17 protein-coding genes and 1 tRNA gene are annotated in these 19016 nt (G+C 69.9%); 10 read left to right on the plus strand and 8 right to left on the minus strand.

Going from position 1 to position 19016, the window contains the following annotated elements; translation table 11 throughout:
- Positions 1-186: tetratricopeptide repeat protein (locus AB0F88_RS13420; protein WP_362681873.1), on the plus strand; the 186-nt coding region annotated here is incomplete at its 5' end.
- Positions 187-318: 132 nt separating this feature from the next.
- On the opposite strand, the gene AB0F88_RS13425 is transcribed toward AB0F88_RS13420, so the two are convergent.
- The gene (locus AB0F88_RS13425) at positions 319-1161 is read right to left on the minus strand and encodes a GntR family transcriptional regulator (protein ID WP_362681876.1); all 843 of its coding nucleotides are present in this window, start codon (positions 1159-1161) and stop codon (positions 319-321) included.
- A 125-nt stretch (positions 1162-1286) separates the two neighbouring features.
- Here AB0F88_RS13425 and AB0F88_RS13430 point away from each other — a divergent pair, with 125 nt between their 5' ends.
- The 3 genes from AB0F88_RS13430 to AB0F88_RS13440 are packed head-to-tail and all read left to right on the plus strand — an operon-like array spanning position 1287 to position 4149.
- Positions 1287-2786, plus strand: a complete 1500-nt coding sequence (locus AB0F88_RS13430; protein ID WP_362681878.1) for a replication initiator — start codon at positions 1287-1289, stop codon at positions 2784-2786.
- Positions 2783-2989 carry a helix-turn-helix domain-containing protein gene (locus tag AB0F88_RS13435; RefSeq protein WP_362681881.1) on the plus strand — a complete coding sequence of 69 codons (207 nt, stop codon included), beginning with the start codon at positions 2783-2785 and terminating at the stop codon, positions 2987-2989. Before AB0F88_RS13430 ends, AB0F88_RS13435 begins: the two co-directional genes overlap by 4 nt.
- Positions 2986-4149, plus strand: coding sequence for a site-specific integrase (locus tag AB0F88_RS13440; RefSeq protein WP_362681884.1), 1164 nt, complete (start codon positions 2986-2988; stop codon positions 4147-4149). Before AB0F88_RS13435 ends, AB0F88_RS13440 begins: the two co-directional genes overlap by 4 nt.
- 56 nt (positions 4150-4205) lie before the next feature.
- On the opposite strand, the gene AB0F88_RS13445 is transcribed toward AB0F88_RS13440, so the two are convergent.
- The 6 genes from AB0F88_RS13445 to AB0F88_RS13470 form a co-directional block, all read right to left on the minus strand.
- A tRNA-Val gene (locus tag AB0F88_RS13445) sits at positions 4206-4280 on the minus strand.
- A gap of 32 nt (positions 4281-4312) precedes the next feature.
- Positions 4313-5323: an ROK family protein gene (locus tag AB0F88_RS13450; protein ID WP_362681887.1), complete on the minus strand. Its 1011-nt coding sequence runs from the start codon at positions 5321-5323 to the stop codon at positions 4313-4315.
- 212 nt (positions 5324-5535) lie between these two features.
- A complete protein-coding gene (locus AB0F88_RS13455; protein WP_362681890.1) occupies positions 5536-5778 on the minus strand; it encodes a hypothetical protein in 243 nt (80 codons plus the stop codon).
- Positions 5779-5909: 131 nt separating this feature from the next.
- Positions 5910-6368 (minus strand): peroxiredoxin, encoded by a 459-nt coding sequence (locus AB0F88_RS13460; protein WP_362681893.1) that lies wholly within the window; start codon positions 6366-6368, stop codon positions 5910-5912.
- An 83-nt stretch (positions 6369-6451) separates the two neighbouring features.
- Positions 6452-6880, minus strand: coding sequence for a DUF3052 domain-containing protein (locus tag AB0F88_RS13465; protein WP_329084203.1), 429 nt, complete (start codon positions 6878-6880; stop codon positions 6452-6454).
- Positions 6881-7003: 123 nt separating this feature from the next.
- The gene (locus AB0F88_RS13470) at positions 7004-7411 is read right to left on the minus strand and encodes a secondary thiamine-phosphate synthase enzyme YjbQ (protein ID WP_329084204.1); all 408 of its coding nucleotides are present in this window, start codon (positions 7409-7411) and stop codon (positions 7004-7006) included.
- A gap of 1385 nt (positions 7412-8796) precedes the next feature.
- Between AB0F88_RS13470 and aceE the strand changes: the two genes are divergently transcribed.
- Positions 8797-11544 carry a pyruvate dehydrogenase (acetyl-transferring), homodimeric type gene (gene aceE / locus AB0F88_RS13475; protein ID WP_362681896.1) on the plus strand — a complete coding sequence of 916 codons (2748 nt, stop codon included), beginning with the start codon at positions 8797-8799 and terminating at the stop codon, positions 11542-11544.
- Positions 11545-11638: 94 nt separating this feature from the next.
- Positions 11639-13222, plus strand: coding sequence for an alpha/beta hydrolase (locus tag AB0F88_RS13480; RefSeq protein ID WP_362681899.1), 1584 nt, complete (start codon positions 11639-11641; stop codon positions 13220-13222).
- 132 nt (positions 13223-13354) lie between these two features.
- On the opposite strand, the gene AB0F88_RS13485 is transcribed toward AB0F88_RS13480, so the two are convergent.
- Positions 13355-15202: a transporter substrate-binding domain-containing protein gene (locus tag AB0F88_RS13485; protein WP_362681902.1), complete on the minus strand. Its 1848-nt coding sequence runs from the start codon at positions 15200-15202 to the stop codon at positions 13355-13357.
- 165 nt (positions 15203-15367) lie between these two features.
- Here AB0F88_RS13485 and AB0F88_RS13490 point away from each other — a divergent pair, with 165 nt between their 5' ends.
- From AB0F88_RS13490 to AB0F88_RS13505, 4 genes are read left to right on the plus strand one after another with little or no spacing between them, the layout of a single operon-like run.
- Positions 15368-15889, plus strand: a complete 522-nt coding sequence (locus AB0F88_RS13490) for a hypothetical protein (protein ID WP_362681905.1) — start codon at positions 15368-15370, stop codon at positions 15887-15889.
- Positions 15886-16932: a peptidoglycan-binding protein gene (locus AB0F88_RS13495; protein WP_362681908.1), complete on the plus strand. Its 1047-nt coding sequence runs from the start codon at positions 15886-15888 to the stop codon at positions 16930-16932. The genes AB0F88_RS13490 and AB0F88_RS13495 overlap by 4 nt, the downstream gene beginning before the upstream one ends.
- The gene (locus AB0F88_RS13500) at positions 16929-17789 is read left to right on the plus strand and encodes an ABC transporter ATP-binding protein (protein WP_362681911.1); all 861 of its coding nucleotides are present in this window, start codon (positions 16929-16931) and stop codon (positions 17787-17789) included. The genes AB0F88_RS13495 and AB0F88_RS13500 overlap by 4 nt, the downstream gene beginning before the upstream one ends.
- Positions 17786-18991 carry an ABC transporter permease gene (locus AB0F88_RS13505; RefSeq protein WP_362681914.1) on the plus strand — a complete coding sequence of 402 codons (1206 nt, stop codon included), beginning with the start codon at positions 17786-17788 and terminating at the stop codon, positions 18989-18991. The genes AB0F88_RS13500 and AB0F88_RS13505 overlap by 4 nt, the downstream gene beginning before the upstream one ends.
- Positions 18992-19016 lie beyond the last annotated feature (25 nt).

Below are 19016 nucleotides of genomic sequence, written 5' to 3' on the forward strand. Positions count from 1 at the left end.
CCAGACCACCCGGACACTCTAATTTCTCTAAACAATCTAGCTAGAGCATACGAGCAAGGCGGTTTATATGATTCCGCCATTTCTATGTATGCCCGCCTAATCGATGGCCAAGAAAGAGTTTATGGTGCCGATGACCGTCGTACTGTAATCAGTCGTAATAGCCTGGAATCTCTTCGAGGATCCTAGGCATGCTCGTAGAGTGCGTGGGCGGCGCTGGCCGCGACCGGCCGAAGAGCCGCAGCGCGGCCAGCGACCGCCCGACGCGCGCAGGCCGCCGCAGGCGGGCTGCCTTGAACCAGTAAAGAAAGTCTGAGCCCACTACACCCTGAGTGAGACCTGTCCGTCTGATCCGGCCTGGTCATGCTCGCTGGCCGCTGCGGCTTCGAAGCGGTCGCCGGGGGCCTCGATCTCGGTGAACTCCAGCGGGCGGCCGTCCTTGCTGAGCATCAGCCGGCGGACCAGCAACAAGGGCGTACCGATGGGCTCCATGTTGAGATCCTCGTAAGTCTCCCCGTAGGGCATCTGGCTGTGGACCGAGGTGATCCAACGCAACGGCCCATGGGTGCGCTCCAGGTGGGCGTAGTAGTCCTGGGGCTCGATCTCAGAGCTGATCTCTACGTCTCCGCCGTCGCCGGTGATGGTGGCGACCTGGTCGGCCAGGAGGTATGAGCACAGGTGGATTCGCGCGCGGGTCTTGGTGTGCTGCCAATAGGCATAGCGGTAGACGCCCATACGGCCTCGGCGCACGCCCAGAACGTCGGCCTTGCTGCCCTCGATGGTCATGAACAACGCCGAGTTGGGAGTGACCCCGCCTGCGGTGCGTTCGGCCTCGCTGGCGACAGTGACGTGTTCCCATCCCTGCTTGGCGGGGTCGTACACGGGGCTGAGCAGGTCTTCGCGCTCTGAGCCGCCCATGAGGATGAGCCGGCGGTCAGGAGTGGGGCGGACGAAGGTGCCCCGGCCGTGGGCGACGGTGAGCAGCCCTTCCCCGACGAGCTGGGCGATGGCCTTGCGGATCGTTGGGCGCGAGGTGGCGTACTCGGAAGCGAGGAACGCTTCACCAGGGAGTGCCTGTCCTGGCTGGTAGTGGTCCTGCACCACGTCGGAACGCAAGAGGTCGGCGATGATTCGCCACCGGGCGGCGCCCTTGTCATCGGTCATGCCGGGTTCTCCTTCTTCCACGTTTGCTCTTTACAAGAGGTAGCACGTGTTGTTTACCATGTCCACATGGGCCAAGACGTAGCACGTGTTGGAGTACCTGTCGGGAGCGAGCGAAGGAGGATGTCATGAACAGCAAGGAGGAAGCGCAACACCGCACCACCGGCCAGCAGCCCGAATGGCTGGTCGATCTCGCACGGGTGATCAACGATCCGGGCTACGGCCGGTGGCGCTCGATGGTCGCCGCGACCGGAGGGTGTGCCTACCCAGTGCATCTGGCGGGCGAGTCGTTGATCGTCAATGCGACCAGCGGTGAGGTGCTGCACAGTTACCGAACAAAGGACGAGCCGTCCGGGCATCTGCTGGTGGCCTGCGGCAACCGGCGGGCCTCGGTGTGTCCGGCCTGCTCGGAGGTCTATCGGACCGACACCTTCCAACTCATCCGGGCGGGCCTGTCCGGCGGCAAGGGTGTCCCACAGGAGGTGAGCGCGCATCCTCGGGCGTTCGTCACGCTCACCGCTCCTTCGTTCGGGCCGGTGCACACACGGCGAAAGAAGAGCGGGACGGTGCGGGCCTGCCGTCCCCGTAAGCGCGACAAGGTCTGTGAGCACGGGCATCCGGTCGGCTGCCATGCTCGCCACGAGCCGGGAGACGCACGACTCGGACAACCCATCTGCGGCCAGTGTTACGACTACGTGGGCGCGGTGCTCTGGCAGGCTCACGCGGGCGCACTCTGGCATCGCTTCACCTTGGAAGTACGGCGTACCCTCGCCAGCGAGGCGGGGCTGAGCCGTCGTGAGTTCGCCAGGCGGGTCCGGGTGTCGTTCGCCAAGGTTGCTGAGTACCAGCGGCGCGGCCTGGTGCATTTCCACGCCATCGTCAGGCTCGACGGTCCGGGCGGCGGGAGTGAGGTCCCTCCGGACTGGGCTGATCACGGTTTGCTCACGCGCGCGATCCCTCCGGCGGTCCAGCGGGTCACGGTCACCTCTCCCCCGAGCGATCTCGGCCGGTGGGATCTGGTCTGGGGTGATCAGCTCGACATCCGGCCCATCCTGTTCGACCAGGCGGCGGACGGGTTGAGCGAGCGGGCGGTGGCCGGCTACATCGCCAAGTACGCCACCAAGGGCGCCGAAGCATCCGGCACCGTCGACCACCGGCTGTCGTGCCCGGCCTGCGGCGGTCGCGGGCGGTTGAGCCTGATGGCGTCCTGCGGTCGCTGCCACGGAACGGGCTTGAAGCCGGGCCTGCACCTGGACGCGCTCCCCGTCAGCGAGCATGCCCGGCGGATGATCCGCACCTGCTGGGAGCTGGGTGCGCGTCCGGAGTACAAGGCGCTCCGGCTGCGGCCTTGGGCACACATGCTGGGGTTCCGGGGTCACTTCTCCACCAAGTCGCGCTGCTACTCCACCACCCTCGGCGATCTCCGGCAGGTACGCACCGCGCACAGGGCCGCCGAAGCGCGCGAACGGCACGGGCTTCCTGCCCTCGGCGATGAGACGATCCTCGTACTCGGTCACTGGCGGTTCGCCGGATCGGGCTACTCCCCCGGTGAGGCGATCATGGCCGAGCACATCCGCCAGAAGGTCGCCACCGCTCGGAAGATCGCCACCGAGCGGGAGGGCGGGTGACAGCACCCGGACCCCCCGGCGAACGGCGGCTCTACCGCGTATGCGACGCCATGCACCTGCTCAGCATGAGTCGCAGCGTGATCTACGAGCAGATCAGGGCGGGCCGCCTGCGCTCCGTCACCCAGGGTCGTACCCGGCTCATCCCGGCCTCGGCCATCTCCGACTACATCGCTCTACTCGAACGGGAAGCGAGGGCATCATGACCGCACGACGCAGCCGGGGAGACGGCGGCCTGCACTGGGACGAGCAGCGAGAGCGCTGGATCGCCTCGGTGACGGTCGGCTACACCCCCGCCGGGAAGCGCATCGTCAAGAAGGCCAGCGGCAAGAGCAAGACGGAGGCCAAGGACAAGCTCAAAGAGATCATCCGCGACTATGACGACGGCCTGGCCATCGCTCCGGTCCACTACACGGTGACCGACGCCGTGAGGTACTGGCTGCAACACGGCCTGGCCGGACGCTCGGCGACCACGGTGAAGATGTACACGACGTTCGCCGACAAGCATGTAATCCCGGCGGTGGGAGCGCGCAAGCTGCGTGACCTGTCGGTGGAGGACGTCGATCGTTGGCTCGCGAGCAAGACGGGTGAGCTGAGCACCCGATCTCTCAAGCTGATCCACGGCATCCTCAACCGGTCGGTGAAGAGCGCCATGCGCCGCGACAAGGTGAAGCGGAACGTCGTCGATCTCTGCGAGATCCCGGAGGGGCGCGAGGGCCGTACCTCCAAGGCGCTCACGCTCACGCAAGCCAGTTCCATCATCGCCCTGGCGGAGCAGGCCAACCCGCGCATGCGAGCGTACGTGGTGCTCTCGCTGCTGATCGGTGCCCGTACGGAGGAGTTGCGCGCGCTTCTCTGGTCACACGTGGTCGCCTTCGACGAGAGCCGCAACGTGTGGGCACCTGTCACCGAGACGGGCTGGGAAAACGAGCAGTTCGCGATCTACGTGTGGCGGTCCGTGCGGCAGAAGGGAGACACCAAGACCGTCAGGTCGCGCCGTTCCCTCAAGCTCCCCCGGCGGTGCGTGGACGCGCTGCGGTCGCTCCGGGAAGAGCAGGAGAAGGCGGGGACGAAAGCGGATCTTGTCTTCTCCACCTCGAAGGGCACCGCCATGAGCGCGGGCAACGTGCGCCGCGACGTACGGAAGATCATTGAGAAGGCGGGACTCCGTGGCACCGACTGGACCCCTCGCGAGATGCGGCACAGCTTCGTCTCGCTGCTGTCCGACTCCGGCGTCCCGATCGAGGACATCTCCCGGCTCGTCGGGCACCGGAACACGGTGGTCACGGAGACGGTCTACAGGAAGCAGATCCGGCCAGTGCTCATGCAGGGAGCGGAGGCCATGGACGACATCTTCGGGAGTTAGTCACTCACTTAGTCACTCACGCCCCGTCCTGAAGATCAGGAACGGGGCGTTTTGGCTGGTGGGCACTACTGGGTTCGAACCAGTGACATCTCGCTTGTAAGGCGAGCGCTCTACCGCTGAGCTAAGCGCCCGGGGAATCCCGTTGGACAGACGGGATAACACTTTACGCCACCCGGGGGGACTTCAGTACATCGAGAGACCACGTGGTTCCCGCGTCGGGGAGGCCGGCGGCGCGCCAGCCGAGGAGGGCTGCGCCGAGCATGCCGGCGGACACGCCGAGGGCGGCCTGGCGCAGGGGCGGGGCCTGGCGGAAGGCGAGGCGTTGCCGGAGCCGTTCGGCCAGGGGGTCGGAGAGGAGGGTGCCCGCTTCGGCGAGGCCGCCGCCGAGGACGATGGCGGAGGGGTCGAGGAGAAGCGTGTAGGTGGCCAGGGCGAGGGAGAGGGCCTCGACCGCCTCTCCCCAGATCTCCGTGGCGAGAGGGTCACCGGAGGCGGTCAGGGCGGCGACCTGCTCAGCGGTGGCAGAGACGGCGACGGGTGAGGTGCCGGAGGAGGGAAGGGCGAGGGAAGAGGCAGGAGAGCCGAGGGCGGCGGTGGCGCGGGTGGAGTATCGGCGGGCCACGGCGGAGGCGGAGGCGTAGGTCTCCAGACAGCCGATCTGGCCGCAGGCGCACGGTTCGCCCTCCGGGAAGACCGGGATGTGGCCGATCTCGCCACCCCATCCGGCACTCCCGCCGTACGGCTCGCCGTGCAGGATCGTGGCACCCGCGATACCGGTGCCGATGGGCAGGAACAGGAAGTCGGAGAGCTCGCGGCCCGCACCGAGGACACTCTCGGCGAGACCACCGGTGCGGACGTCGTGCCCGAGCATGACGGGGACGTCCAGCGGGACGAGATCCGTCGCCGGGATGTCGCGCCAGCCGATGTTGGCGGAGTAGAGAGCCGCCTCGGCGGTGACCAGGCCGGGTACGGCGAGCCCGACCCCCTCGGGAGTGCCACCTCCCGCGGCGGCGAGGTCGTCGATGAAGGACCGGATCGTCGCGATGACGGCCGCCGGCCCCCTGTCACGCGGGGTGGTGCGCCGGTCGGTGCGGAGGATCTCACCGGAACGGGTGACGAGGCCGCCCTTCATCGACGTTCCACCGACGTCAAGGGCAACAACGAAGGAGCTCATGCACCTATCCAGCGGGTCGAAGGGGCGGGACCGAGCCCGACACTAGCGCACGCCCGGCACGCCGTAATGGAGGGATCTCCCCCGTACCGGCGGGACAGGCGGGAGGCGCCGGCGGGCCGCCCGTCGCCCGGGGATCCCCCCCTCCGACCGGGCCACGCCCGTGCCCGATGCGCGCCCGGACGGCTCCGGGAACGGCCGGGGCCGGGTGGTCCTCAGGGGACCCGGCGCAGGACCCTGGCCAGAGCGGCCTCCACCTCGTCGGCCAGGCCGGGCGCGTAGGAGGCGGACAGGCTGCCGTCGCCTCGCGCCGGGCGTACCGAGCCGCAGGAGCGGCACTCCACCTCGCCCAACCGGCAGATGAGTGCGACGGAGCCGCACGTTGAGCACGTGTCGAGGTCGGCTTCGTGGGTGCGCCGGCAGTCCGGGCAGATCAGCACCTGTGTCTCGTCGCGCACTCCGCGCGTCCACGGACTGGCACCACGGATCGGGTCGGTCTGCCTGGCCCCGCAGGAGAAGCAGGGCATGATCGCCTCCGAGAGGTCGGACCGGCAGGCACCTCGCGAGCGGGCGTCCGCCGGATCACCGCTTAGGGAAGTTCGGCGAGCGCCTTGCGGTACTCGGCGACGTCGCGGGCCCGCGAAATCGGGTTCACGACACGCCAGCGGACCACACCCTCGCCGTCGATGATGAAGGTCCCGCGTCCCGCGCAGCCCTTCTCGTCGTCGAATACACCGTATGCCCGCGAGACCTGTCCGTGCGGCCAGAAGTCGGAGAGCAGTGAGAAGGTGTAGCCCTGCTGATCCGCCCACGCGCGGTGAGCGAAGATTGAATCAACTGAAATCGTGAGAACTTTAATGTCTTCCGGCATGTCGGCGCCGAACTCGTCGCGGACGGCGTCGAGTTCGTTGCCGCAGACGCCGCTGAAGGCGAAAGGGTAGAAGATCAGCACGATCTTTTTGCCCCGATGCCCGGAAAGCTTGACCGGGGTGCCGTGCTGGTCCCTCAGCTCGAAGTCGGGAGCCTGGCCACCCACCTCGATCGCCATGATCGGGGCTCCTTTCCTCGGCTGACGGCAGGCGTCATCATCCTGCCGTACGGCCCGCGTGAGCCGTACGGCAGGGCGGACCCTTAGCGGCGCGCCTTGGGCGTCGCCAGACGCGTCCCCGACCAGTCGGGGGCGGCACTGATGCTGCTGGTCTGCGAAAGACCCGCAGTGGTCGCGTCTTCCCCGATGTCGCTCGGCTCCACGTGCCCGTCCCGGCCGGCTTTGGGAGTGAGCAGCCAGATCTGGCCGCCGTCGGTGAGGTTGGTCACCACGCTGCTCAGGGCGTCGAACAGATCGCCGTCACCGTCACGCCACCAGAGCAGCACGACGTCGACGACGTCCTCGAAGTCTTCATCGACCAGCTCGTTACCGGTCAGCTCCTCGATGGAGTCGCGCAGATCGTCGTCGGTGTCCTCATCCCATCCGACCTCCTGCACCACCTGACCCGGCTTGAGGCCGAGTCGTTCGGCCAGGCCGCGTTCGCCCTGCGCCTGACCCGCGGTCGCGCTCACGTTTGTCCCTCCTGCTTGAATGGCCCCGCAATCACACGGTGCTCAGAGTGCTTCGGCACAGTCCACACGCTGTGACCCTCAGTCGTCAACGGTCGCCACGGCAACGACTGGGCTACGTATGAATTAGTCCGACAAAAATGACAAACGGACCTGGCGTTCCAGATTGTCGACGTTGAGATCCACCACGGCGATGGACTGCCAGGTTCCCAGCGCGAGCCGCCCGGAGAGAACCGGGACGGTGGCGTACGGCGGAATGAGGGCGGGCATGACATGCGACCGTCCATGCCCTCGTGATCCGTGCGCATGCCTCCATCTGTCGTCGGCCGGAAGCAGACCCTCCAGGGCCGCGAGCAGATCGTCGTCGCTGCCTGAGCCCAGCTCCAGCAGCGCGACCCCCGCGGTCGCGTGGGGCACGAAGACGTTCAACAGGCCGTCGCCCCCACATGACCGGACGAAGCTCTCGCACTCGGAGGTGATGTCGTGCACCCGTTCCCGGGAACCCGTTACCACCTCGATCGTCTGAGATCTCACATACCGATCCTACGATCCATCGTGAGCTGCGATGACGACCGCACCCGGTCCCGAGGGCGACGGGTGGTCCCCGCCGCCACCCGATCTCCTGCCGGCACGACTACCGGCACGACGACAAGATCGCCGTGTCCGGTTCCCGGAACGTCCGCGCCTGGACCGTTCCTCCGGCGGGAGAAGCCGGGGTGCGGTTTCGTGATGCCCCGGCCGGATGTGACATGTCCGGGCCACAGGACCCGGCGACGGCCTCGCGCGTGCCGGCCGTCGCCGACCCCGTGACGATCGTGCGGCCGTCTCCGCCACCCCGGCGTTCACCGGGGCGGATCATGCGGACCGCTTGCGGGAACAGGGCGGTCGCGGCGCGCGGGTTCCCGGCGCGGCCTCGGTCGGGGCCTCCCCCTCCGGGAGGGCCGGCGCCACCGATTCGCCGATCTCGTGTCGCACGGCGCCGGTCCCGCCCGGCCCTGCCCGGCCCTGCCCGCCGAGGGCTCGCCGGGCGGAGGTCTCTCCGCGATCGAGGGCGCCCCGGGGAGTGGTTCGCGGCCTTCCCCTGCCGGTGCCGGCCGCGGACCGCTCCCGGCCGGTGGGCGAATCGTTACAAGTTCGGCACGGAGCATCGCGGTCCGGGTGCCCACCCCTGTCCTCATCCCCGCCCCCTCCTTGCCTCCTCCGCGCTCCCTCCGCGAGGAAAACCATGAGAAAACCAAGGGGAGAGCCACGGAGGGAGCCGGGGGACGGCGAGCCCGACCCCGCCGGGGCCGATCTTCATCGGGAGTCACGGCCGGCCTTCAACCGGAAGAGGTAACGGGAAAGTAGCGGGAAACAGGGCGAAAGCCGGTGCGGGAGGCGCCCGGCAGGGCACTTCAGAGGAGGATCGTACGTTGCGCACAAGTGAGGGTCTCGACCACGATGTCCGGGCACGTCCGGCGTCGGGAGGGCGCTCTCCGCTTCCCGGAGGACCGCACAGAGGGCTTCACGGAGGACCTCACGGAGGCTTCCCGGAGGACCTCACGGAGCTCCTCGACGGACCTCGTGGAGCTCGCGGGAAGGACCCTCGAAGGAGCCTCCGGGACGTGCCTCACAACGCCTTCCGGAGGACCTCGCGGAGCCTCCCGGAGCCCCCGGGGGCCTCACGGAACAGGCGACAGGACAGGCGAGACGGCGGGTCCCGGATTCCCAGGGGTACGGGAACCTGTAAAAAAGGGGGAATCTCGATGTAACCTTTGGCGGTGATTCGTCCTACCATCGGTGGTCTAGGCCACTTTCGTATCACTGCCAGCAGAGATCTCCTGGTTACCGGTAAGTAGAGATGCACTTTCCGGGGTAAGCGACCAGGATGGAAGACGACCTACACCAGACAAAAGTCCATCCTCGGAAGGCGAGACCCAGTGGCTTCCGGACGCCAGCGTTTCTCGATCATCAGCGACGGCCTACCCAGCCAGCTTCCTGATGTCGACCCCAGCGAGACCCAGGAGTGGCTCGAGTCGCTCGACAACGTCATAAAGACGGAAGGTCGCACTCGGGCCCGTTATCTGATGCTCCGGCTCTTGGAGCGCGCCCGCGAACATCAGGTCGGGGTGCCCGGCCTGCGCAGCACCGACTACATCAACACCATCCCGCCGGAGCGCGAGCCCTGGTTCCCCGGCGACGAGTACGTCGAGCGCCGGATCCGCGCCTACACGCGCTGGAACGCGGCCGTGATGGTGACCCGGGCCAACGCCCGCACCAACGTCGGTGGGCACATCGCCACCTACGCCTCCGCCGCCTCGCTCTACGAGGTGGGTTTCAACCACTTCTTCCGCGGCAAGGATCACGGCGAGTCCGGCGACCAGGTCTTCTTCCAGGGCCACGCCGCGCCGGGCATCTACGCCCGCGCCTTCCTGGAGGGCCGCCTCAACGAGGGGCAGCTCGACGCCTTCCGCCAGGAGCTCTCGCACGGGTTCAAGGGCCTGCCCTCCTACCCCCACCCGCGCCTGATGCCCGATTTCTGGGAGTTCCCCACGGTCTCCATGGGTCTCGGCCCGATCGGGGCGATCTACCAGGCCCGGTTCAACCGCTACCTGCTGAACCGGAAGATCAAGGACACCAGCCGCAGCCACGTCTGGTGCTACCTCGGCGACGGCGAGATGGACGAGCCCGAGTCGCTCGGCGCGATCGGCCTGGCGGCCCGTGAGGAGCTCGACAACCTCACCTTCGTCATCAACTGCAACCTGCAGCGCCTCGACGGCCCGGTACGCGGCAACGGCAAGATCATCCAGGAGCTGGAGTCCTACTTCAGGGGCGCCGGCTGGAACGTCATCAAGGTCGTCTGGGGCCGCGACTGGGACCCGCTTCTCGCGGCCGACGTCGACGGCGTGCTGGTCAACAAGATGAACACCGTCCCCGACGGCCAATTCCAGACGTACTCCGTCGAGGCCGGCGGATACATCCGCGAGAACTTCTTCGGTGACGACCCGCGCCTGCGCAAGATGGTCGAGCACCTGTCGGACGAGGACATCCGCAAGCTGTCGCGCGGCGGCCACGACTACCGCAAGGTGTACGCGGCCTACAAGGCGGCCCGCGAGCACGTCGGCCAGCCGACGGTCATCCTCGCCCAGACCATCAAGGGCTGGACCCTCGGCAAGGACTTCGAGGCGCGCAACGCGACGCACCAGATGAAGAAGATGTCGAAGGCCGACCTGAAGGAGTTCCGCGACCGGCTCTACCTGCCGATCCCCGACTCCGCCCTCGAGGGCGACCTCCCCCCGTACTTCCACCCGGGCGAGAACGACCCCGAGATCCAGTACATGAAGGAGCGGCGCGCGGCCCTGGGCGGTTTCCTGCCCAAGCGCGTGACGCGCGCCAAGCCGGTCAAGCTTCCCGGCGACGCCGCCTACGCGCAGCTGAAGAAGGGCTCCGGCAAGCAGAACGTCGCCACCACCATGGCGTTCGTCCGCCTGCTCAAGGACCTCATGCGCGACAAGGAGATCGGCCACCGGTTCGTGCCGATCATCCCGGACGAGGCGCGCACCTTCGGTCTCGACGCGATCTTCCCGACGGCGAAGATCTACTCGCCGCACGGCCAGACGTACGAGGCGGTCGACCGCGAACTGCTGCTGTCGTACAAGGAGTCGACCGAGGGTCAGATCCTGCACGAGGGCATCAGCGAGTCGGGCTCGATGGCCTCCACGATCGCGGTCGGCTCGTCGTACGCCACGCACGGCGAGCACATGATCCCGATCTACATCTTCTACTCGATGTTCGGCTGGCAGCGCACCGCCGACCAGATGTGGCAGCTCGCCGACCAGATGGGCCGGGGCTTCCTGCTCGGCGCCACCGCCGGCCGCACCACGCTGAACGGCGAGGGCCTGCAGCACGAGGACGGCCACACCCCGCTGATCGCCTCGACGAACCCGGCGGCGATCTCCTACGACCCGTCGTGGGGGTTCGAGGTGGCCCACATCATCAAGGACGGCCTGCGGAGGATGTACGGCGAGGAGCCGGAGAACGTCTTCTACTACCTGACCGTCTACAACGAGCCCTACCTCCAGCCCGCCGAGCCCGCGGACCTGGACGTGGCGGGCCTGCTCAAGGGCCTGTACAGGTTCGCCCCGGCTCCGTCCGTGTCCGGGCCGAAGGCCAACATCCTCTCGTCCGGCGTGGCCGGGCCGTGGGCCATGGAGGCCCAGCGGATGCTGGCCGAGGACTGGGGCGTGGCGGCCGAGGTGTGGTCGGCCACCTCCTGGGCGGAGCTGCGCCGCGACGCGCTCGCCGCCGAGGAGCACAACATGCTCAACCCCGACGCCGAGAAGCGCGTGCCGTACGTCACGCAGGCGCTGTCGGGGGCCCAGGGGCCGTTCGTGGGCGTGAGCGACTACATGCGGGCGGTCCAGGACCAGATCGCCCAGTGGGTTCCCGGTGACTGGAGCTCGCTCGGCACCGACGGCTTCGGCCTGTCGGACACCCGGTCGGCGCTGCGCCGCCACTTCCACGTGGACGCGGCCTCGATCACCCTGGCGGTGCTCACCCAGCTGGTCAACCGGGGCGAGCTCGACCAGGAGGTGCTGGGCGACGCCATCTCCATGTACCACCTGAAGAACGGCGTCACCGAGGCCGCGGGCGCCGAGAGCAACGACACCCAGTCCATGGGAGTTTGATCGTCCCCGGGCGGGTTCTCCTTTTCCATGGAGGGCCCGCCCGGTTAGTGTTAGTCGCTCCCCCCGGCGAACGATTCCAGGGGAGAGCTGTTCCATGGCAAGAATCCTTAGAGTGGCCGTGACGGTCACGGCCCTGTCGACCGTGCTCTCCGCCTGCGGTGGCGGCTCCGGCGGGGACGACGCCGGCAGCGGCGGGACCGTCGAGGGCAGTACCGTCTCGGGCACCACCGGACCGGTCGCCACCCCGACGACGACGGCCACCCCCGCGGAGTCGATCGCCTGGGGCCCGTGCACCGACATCAAGCGGCCCGGCGGCGAGACCCCCTCCAAGCAGAACCCCGCCCAGCAGTGCGGGAAGCTCAAGGTCCCGCTCGACTACGCCAGGCCGGACGGCGAGTCCATCGAGATCGCCGTCATCCGCGTCAAGGCCGCGGACCCCGGCAGGCGGATCGGCTCGCTGGTCTTCAACTTCGGCGGCCCCGGCGCCTCGGGCGTCGACACCATGAGCCAGGCCGCCAAGGCCTTCACCACCCTGAACAGCCGCTACGACCTGGTCAGCTTCGACCCGCGCGGGGTCGGCCGCAGCTCCGGTGTCAGGTGCGGGGACAGCGCGGTGATAGAGCGGTTCACCGCGATGGACACCCTGCCCGCCGACGAGGCCGAGCGCGCCAAGAGCCGGGAGACCACCAAGGAGTTCGTGACGGCCTGCCGGCAGACCTCCGGCAGGCTGCTGCCCTACATCGGCACCGTGAACGCCGCCGCGGACATGGACCGCCTCCGCGCGGCCCTGGGCGAGAAGCAGCTGGACTACTTCGGCATCTCGTACGGGACGCAGCTCGGCGCGGTCTACGCGACCAGGTTCCCGAAGAACGTGGGCCGGTTCGTGCTGGACGCCCCGCTGGACCCGAGCGTCACCCTGGCGACGCGCACGATGGTCCAGACGAAGGGGTTCCAGCACGCCTACGAGGCCTTCCTGAAGGACTGCGCGAAGCAGCCCCGCGAGTGCGAGATCGGCAGCGACGCGACCATCGCCGACAAGAACGTCAGGAAGCTCATGGACGAGCTGAACGACAAGCCGCTCAAGGTCGGCAAGCGCCTCCTGACGCAGGGGCTGGCGGGCACCGGCATCGCCGCCGCGCTGTACTCGAAGGCGACCTGGCCGCTGCTGGACCAGGCGCTGGGCCAGGCGATCAAGGGCGACGGGCGGATCCTGCTGGCGCTGTCCGACAGCTACAGCGGTCGCCAGCCCGACGGGAGCTACACGACGCTCATGAGCAGCTTCCCCGCGATCAGCTGCGCGGACACCGCGGAGCGGCCCACCCCCGAGCAGCTGAACGCGCTGGAGGACGAGACGCTGAAGGTCTCCCCGCTGTTCGGCGGCGCGGGAATGGGCCTGATCTGCTCGATGTGGCCGGTCCCCGGCAGCGACGAGGCCAGGCGGATCAACGCCACGGGCTCGGCGCCGATCCTGGTGGTCGGCGGCACCGGCGACCCCGCCACGCCGTACGAGTGGGCGCCGAAGCTGACGGCGGAGCTCAGGACGGGCGTGCTGGTGACCTACAAGGGCGAGGGACACGGCGCCTACCTGTCCGGTGACGCGTGCGTCAAGAAGGCGATCGACGCCTACCTGATCGACGGGAAGGTCCCGGACAGGGGGGTCGTCTGCACCGGCTCGTGACGCGACGTCCCGGGAGACACCCGGCGGATCCCCGCCGGGCCCCGGCAGGTCTCCAGACGGGGCCGCACGGTCCCGAAGCGGGCCGGCTCGAGGTCTCCAGGCGGAAACGGGCCTGCTCTGAGCGAACCGACCTCAGCAGGTCTCCAGACGGGGCCGCTCGGTCTCGAAGCGGAAGCCGACCCTGCCCAGGTGCTCTTCGAGCAGACGCTCCATGGTCCCGTCCGCGTACATGGAGGTGATCACCTCGTTGATCTTCCGGCACGCCACGGGGTCCCCGGACCTGAGCGCGACGCCGTACCTCTCGGTGGTGAGCCTGAGCCCGGCGATCTCGACCTTGACGTCGCGCAGCCGGGCGCCGAAGCCGGCGATCAGCAGGTCGTCCCCGACCATGGCGTCGGCGCTGCCGTCGGCCACCTGGGACGCGCACTGCGCGGGGTCGAGCGCCCGTACGGCGACGAAGTCGACGCCCCTCTCCCGGATCATCGTGCCCGTGGTCTGGCCCGGTGACAGGCAGATCCTCTTGCCGCGCAGCTCCTTCAGCGTGTCGATCCTCTCGCTGGCGCGGGCGAGCACGTCGCGGTGGGCGATGTAGTACGGCCCGGCGAAGGCGACGCGGCGGCGGTCGGCTCCGTCGATCGAGAAGTTGGCAATCACGAGGTCGACCCTGCCCCTTTCCACGTCCCTCTCGCGGTCGTCGATCCCCACGGACAGGAATTCGAGCCCGCCGTCGGGCACTCCCAGGGCTCCGGCGAGGTGGGCGGCCACGTCGGCCTCGAACCCCCGGGGCGGGTTCTCCCCCAGCGAGATCCCAGGCAGGCCCTTCCTGAACCCCACCCGGAGCCTGCCGGTGTCCCCGATCCGGTCGAGAAGCGGCGAGCCGGTGGAGACCTCCGGGGCCGGCGTCGGCGAGGGGGACGCCGACGGCTGGGCGACCGGTGGGCGGGTGGGCTCGATCCGGTCGCCCTGTGCGATGCCGAGCTCGACGGCCAGCAGGACACCCGCCGCGCCGAGGACCGCGATCCCGCCGGCGATCGCGGCGACGACCGCCGACCGGCGTCGCCGCCGGGGGTCCGACCCGGCCGGTTCCTCCGGCCGGGTCAGGTCCCCGGTGGCGGCCTTCGCGCCCTCGGCCAGCTCCTCCTGCGAGGCCTCAGGGGTCTCCGCCTCGTCCACCGGGTGGCCGAGCAGGCGTTTCAGCAGCACGTCCGAGGTGGGCCGGAGTCTCTGGTCCTTGCGCAGGCAGGCGGCGACGACCTCGCGCAGCCCGTCGGGCAGGCCGCTCAGGTCGGCCTCGTGGTTGATGACCCGGTTGAGCGTCGCCACGATCGTGTCGCTCCCGAAGGGAGCCTTGCCGGTGGCGGTGAAGAGGATGGTCGAGCCCCAGGCGAACACGTCGGCGGGGAAACCCACCCGCTCTCCGGCGATCTGCTCGGGCGCCATGTAGGCGGGGGTGCCGACCGCGCGGGTGGTGATCGTCCCGCTCTCGTCGATGATCTTCGCGATGCCGAAGTCGACGACGCGCGGGCCGTCCGTGGCGAGCAGGACGTTGTCGGGTTTGAAGTCGCGGTGCGCGATGCCCGCGTGGTGGATCGCGGTCAGGGCGGTGGCGGTGCCGACGGCGAGGCGTTCGAGCGCCTCCCCGGCCAGTGGCCCGTCGCGTTCGACGATCTCGCGCAGCGAGGGGCCCTCGATCAGCTCGCTCGCGATGTAGGGCGCCTCGCCGTCGAGGTCGGCGGCGAGCACCCGGGCGGTGCAGAAGGCGGCCACCCTGCGGGCCGCCGCCAGCTCGCGGGCGAAGCGGGAGCGCGCGTGGGTCTCCTCGGTGAAGCGCACGTGCAGCAGCTTGACGGCGGCGCGCTCGCCGTCCTCGGACTCCCCGAGGTAGACGACCCCCTGCCCGCCCTCCCCCAGCCTGCCCCTGAGCGCGTACTTCCCCAGTCGCGGCGGGTCCCCCGGCCGCAACGGTCTGATCTCCGGCACCGCGAACCCCTCGCCCCCTGTGCTTTGCCAGAACATTACACACCCGGACGGCGGCGATCGCCCCCCTCCACCGGACCGCGGATGTAAGGACGAGTTAAGCGAATTCGCTTAGGGAGTTTTTAACAGGGTCTTCGCTATACCTGTTCCCATACGAAGGGAATGGCGATGAACAAATACGTGACAGCTGCGGCGCTCATCTCTTTGGCGACGCTGGCCGGGTGCGGGCAGGCGGGGGGCGCGAAGGTCGCCTCCGCCGGGGAAACGGCCACCTCGGCCGCCCCCTCCGCGTCCTCTTCCGCGTCGCCGCAGGCCGACGGGCTGAAATTCGCCCAGTGCATGCGGGAGAACGGGGTCGACATGCCCGATCCGGAACCTGGCGGCGGCAACGTGATGCTGCGCGGAAAGACCGACGACGCGACCCTGAAAAAGGCGTCGGATGCCTGCCGTAAATACAATCCGATCGGTTCCGGAAAGAAAATGCTGAACGACCCGAAGACCCAGGACGCCCTCCTGAGGTTCGCCCGGTGCATGCGGGAGAACGGGGTCGACATGAAAGACCCCGACTTCTCGGGGGGCCCGGTCCGCATCGGGGGCGAGGGGATGGATCCGCGATCGCCGCGGACGAGGAAGGCGATCGACACCTGCCAGAAGCACCTGCCCGGCGGCGGTCTCGGGAAGCGGCCGTGAGGCGGGGCGGGGTCCTCGCCGGGACGGCCGCGGCGGTCCTCCTCGGCGCGGGGGGCGTGACGGCGGTCGCGCTGACCGGCCAGGACGAAGTCCCGGCCGCCGCCTCGGCGGCCCCGGCGCCGGTGGCCGAGATCACCCGCTCGGATCTGGTGGACACCGAGGCGGTGGACGGCACGCTCGGCTACGCGGGCCGCAGGGAACTGCCCAACCACGCCCCCGGAACGGTGACCCGGGTCAGGAAGGCGGGCGCCGTCGTGCGCCGGGGCGGCTGGCTCTACCGGGTGGACGGCAGGCCGGTGATCCTCATGTACGGCGATATACCGATATACCGCACTCTGTCCTCCGGGACCGGTGGCAAGGACGTCGAGCAGCTGGAACGCAACCTCCAAGCCCTCGGCCACGACCCCGGGACCGTCGACGGCGACTTCTCCTGGCGGACCGAGCAGGCCGTACGGGAGTGGCAGGAGGAGGCGGGCCTGGCCGAGACCGGCACGGTCGGCGCGGCGCAGGTCGTGGTCGCCTCGGGTCCGGTCAGGATCGCCGAGGTGGTCGCGGAGGCCGGGACCGCGGCCGGCCGGTCCGTGGTGACCACGACGAGCACCCGCAGGGTCGTCCACGTCGACCTCGACTCCGACGACCAGCGGCTCGCCAGGATCGGCGCCCGGGTGACGGTGGACCTGCCGGGCGGCGGTGAGGGCAGGGGCCGGATCACCTCGGTCGGCACGGTCGCCGAGCCCGTGCGGCAGAACGGGCAGCCGACCGGCGAGTCCACCGTCGACCTCGACGTCACCCTGGACGACCCCGGCGACCTCGGCCGCCTGGACCAGGCCCCCGTGACGGTGAACCTCCGCAGCGAGCGGCACGCGGACGTGCTGTCGGTACCGGTCGAGGCCCTGCTCGCCCTGCGCGAGGGCGGGTACGGCCTGCGCCTGGAGGGTGGCCGGATCGTCCCGGTCGAGACCGGCCTGTTCGCGGCGGGCCGCGTCGAGGTCTCGGGGAGCGGTCTCGCCGAGGGCATGAAGGCCGAGGTGCCGCGGTCATGAGCCGGAACCTCGAACGACCGCCCCTCCCCGCCGCGCAGGACCCGGCCTCCCGGAACCTCGCACAGGACCCCGCCGTACAGGACCCCGCCGTACAGAACCCGGCCTCCCGGAACCCCGTACAGGACCCCGCCGTGCGGGCCGGGCGACGGGCGGTGATCGAGCTGTCGGGGGCGGAGAAGAGCTACCCGGGCGGCGTACGCGCCCTGCGGGGTGTGGACCTGCGGGTGGACGCGGGCGAGCTCGTCGCCATCGTCGGCCCGTCGGGGTCGGGAAAGTCCACCATGCTCCACCTGATCGGCACTCTCGACCGCCCCTCGGCCGGGACCGTCCGCATCGCCGGGCACGACGCGGGAACGCTTCCCGACAGGGAGCTGTCCGCGCTGCGCGCCCGGCACATCGGCTTCGTCTTCCAGCGGTTCCACCTGGCTGCCGGGGTCAGCGCGCTCGACAACGTCGCCGACGGGATGCTGTACGGCGGCGTCCCGCGCCGGGAGCGGCGGGAACGGGCCGCCGAGGCGCTCGGGCGTGTCGGTCTCGGGCACCGGCTGGCCCACCGGCCGCACGAGCTGTCCGGTGGCGAGTGCCAGCGGGTCGCGGTGGCCAGGGCGGTGGCCGGAGGACCGTCGCTGCTGCTGGCCGACGAGCCGACGGGGAACCTCGACACCTCCTCGGGCCAGGACGTGCTGGCGATCCTGCGCGAGCTCAACGCCTCCGGCACCACAGTGGCGATCATCACCCACGACGAGGAGGTGGCCGCCGCCGCCCCGCGCCGCGTCAGGCTGCGCGACGGTGTGATCGTCGCCGACGAGCGGCCTCTCGGCATGACCCGCGCGGGGAGCACGGGGGGTACGGCATGAGCGCCGGGACCGGGCGTGACCTGGCGCCGGGGCGGCTCGGCTGGGCGGACCTGCTGCGGGTGGGGGCGTCCGGGCTGCGGACCCGGCCGGGACGGGTGGTGCTGTCGGCGCTCGGCATCGCGCTCGGCGTCGCCACCATGGTCTCGGTCGTCGGGATCTCCTCCTCCGGCAAGGCCAGGCTCCTCGACGAGCTCGACCGGCTCGGTACGAACCTGCTCACCGTCACCCCCGGCCAGACCCTCTTCGGCGACGCGGCCACGCTGCCCGAGAGATCGGTCGCCATGGCCGCCGGGATCGGCCCCGTGACGAGCGCGAGCGCCACGGGCGACACCGGCGAGAGCGTGCGGCGGACCCCCGCGATCCCCCGGGAGCACACCGGCGGGATCGCCGTCCGGGCGGCCTCGCTGGACCTGCCGGCCACGCTCCAGACCCGGATCGAGCGAGGCGCCTGGCTCAACCGGGCGACGGGAGAGCAGCGGGCGGTGGTGCTCGGAGCGATGGCGGCTTCGCGGCTGGGCCTGCGGGACGTGGGCGACCAGGTCTGGATCGGCAGGCAGTGGTGGACGGTCGTCGGCGTCCTGGCTCCCTCGCCGCTCGCCCCGGAGATCGACCGGTCCGTGCTGACCGGTTTCGAGGCCGCCCGTACCCACCTGGGCTTCGACGGCCACCCGACCACGCTCTACACCCGCTCGGCCGACGAGGCCGTCGGCGACGTACGGGAGGTGCTGCCCAGGACCGTCAACCCGGAGAACCCCGAGGAGGTGGAGGTCAGCCGGCCGTCCGACGCGCTGGTGGCCAGGGCGGCGGCCGACGGGGCCCTCACCGGCCTGCTGCTCGGCCTCGGCGGGGTGGCGCTGCTGGTCGGCGGGGTGGGGGTGGCCAACACCATGGTCATCTCGGTCCTGGAGCGCCGGGGGGAGATCGGCCTGCGGCGCTCGCTCGGCGCCACCAGGGGCCAGGTGCGCGCCCAGTTCCTGGCCGAGTCGCTGCTGCTGTCCGGCGCGGGCGGCGCCGCGGGGGCGGTGCTGGGGACGCTGGTGACGGTCGGGTACGCGGCCGTGGGCGGCCTGCCCGCCGTGGTTCCCCTCTGGGCCCTGGCGGGCAGTGCCGGGGCGACCTTGCTGGCCGGGACCGTCGCGGGGATCTACCCCGCGATGCGCGCGGCGCGCATGTCGCCGACCCTCACCCTCAGCACCGCCTGAACGGCACGGGCCTCACCCTCAGCAC

The sequence above is a fragment of the Streptosporangium sp. NPDC023963 genome, assembly GCF_040639135.1.
In the GTDB taxonomy this organism is placed as follows: Bacteria; Actinomycetota; Actinomycetes; order Streptosporangiales; family Streptosporangiaceae; genus Streptosporangium.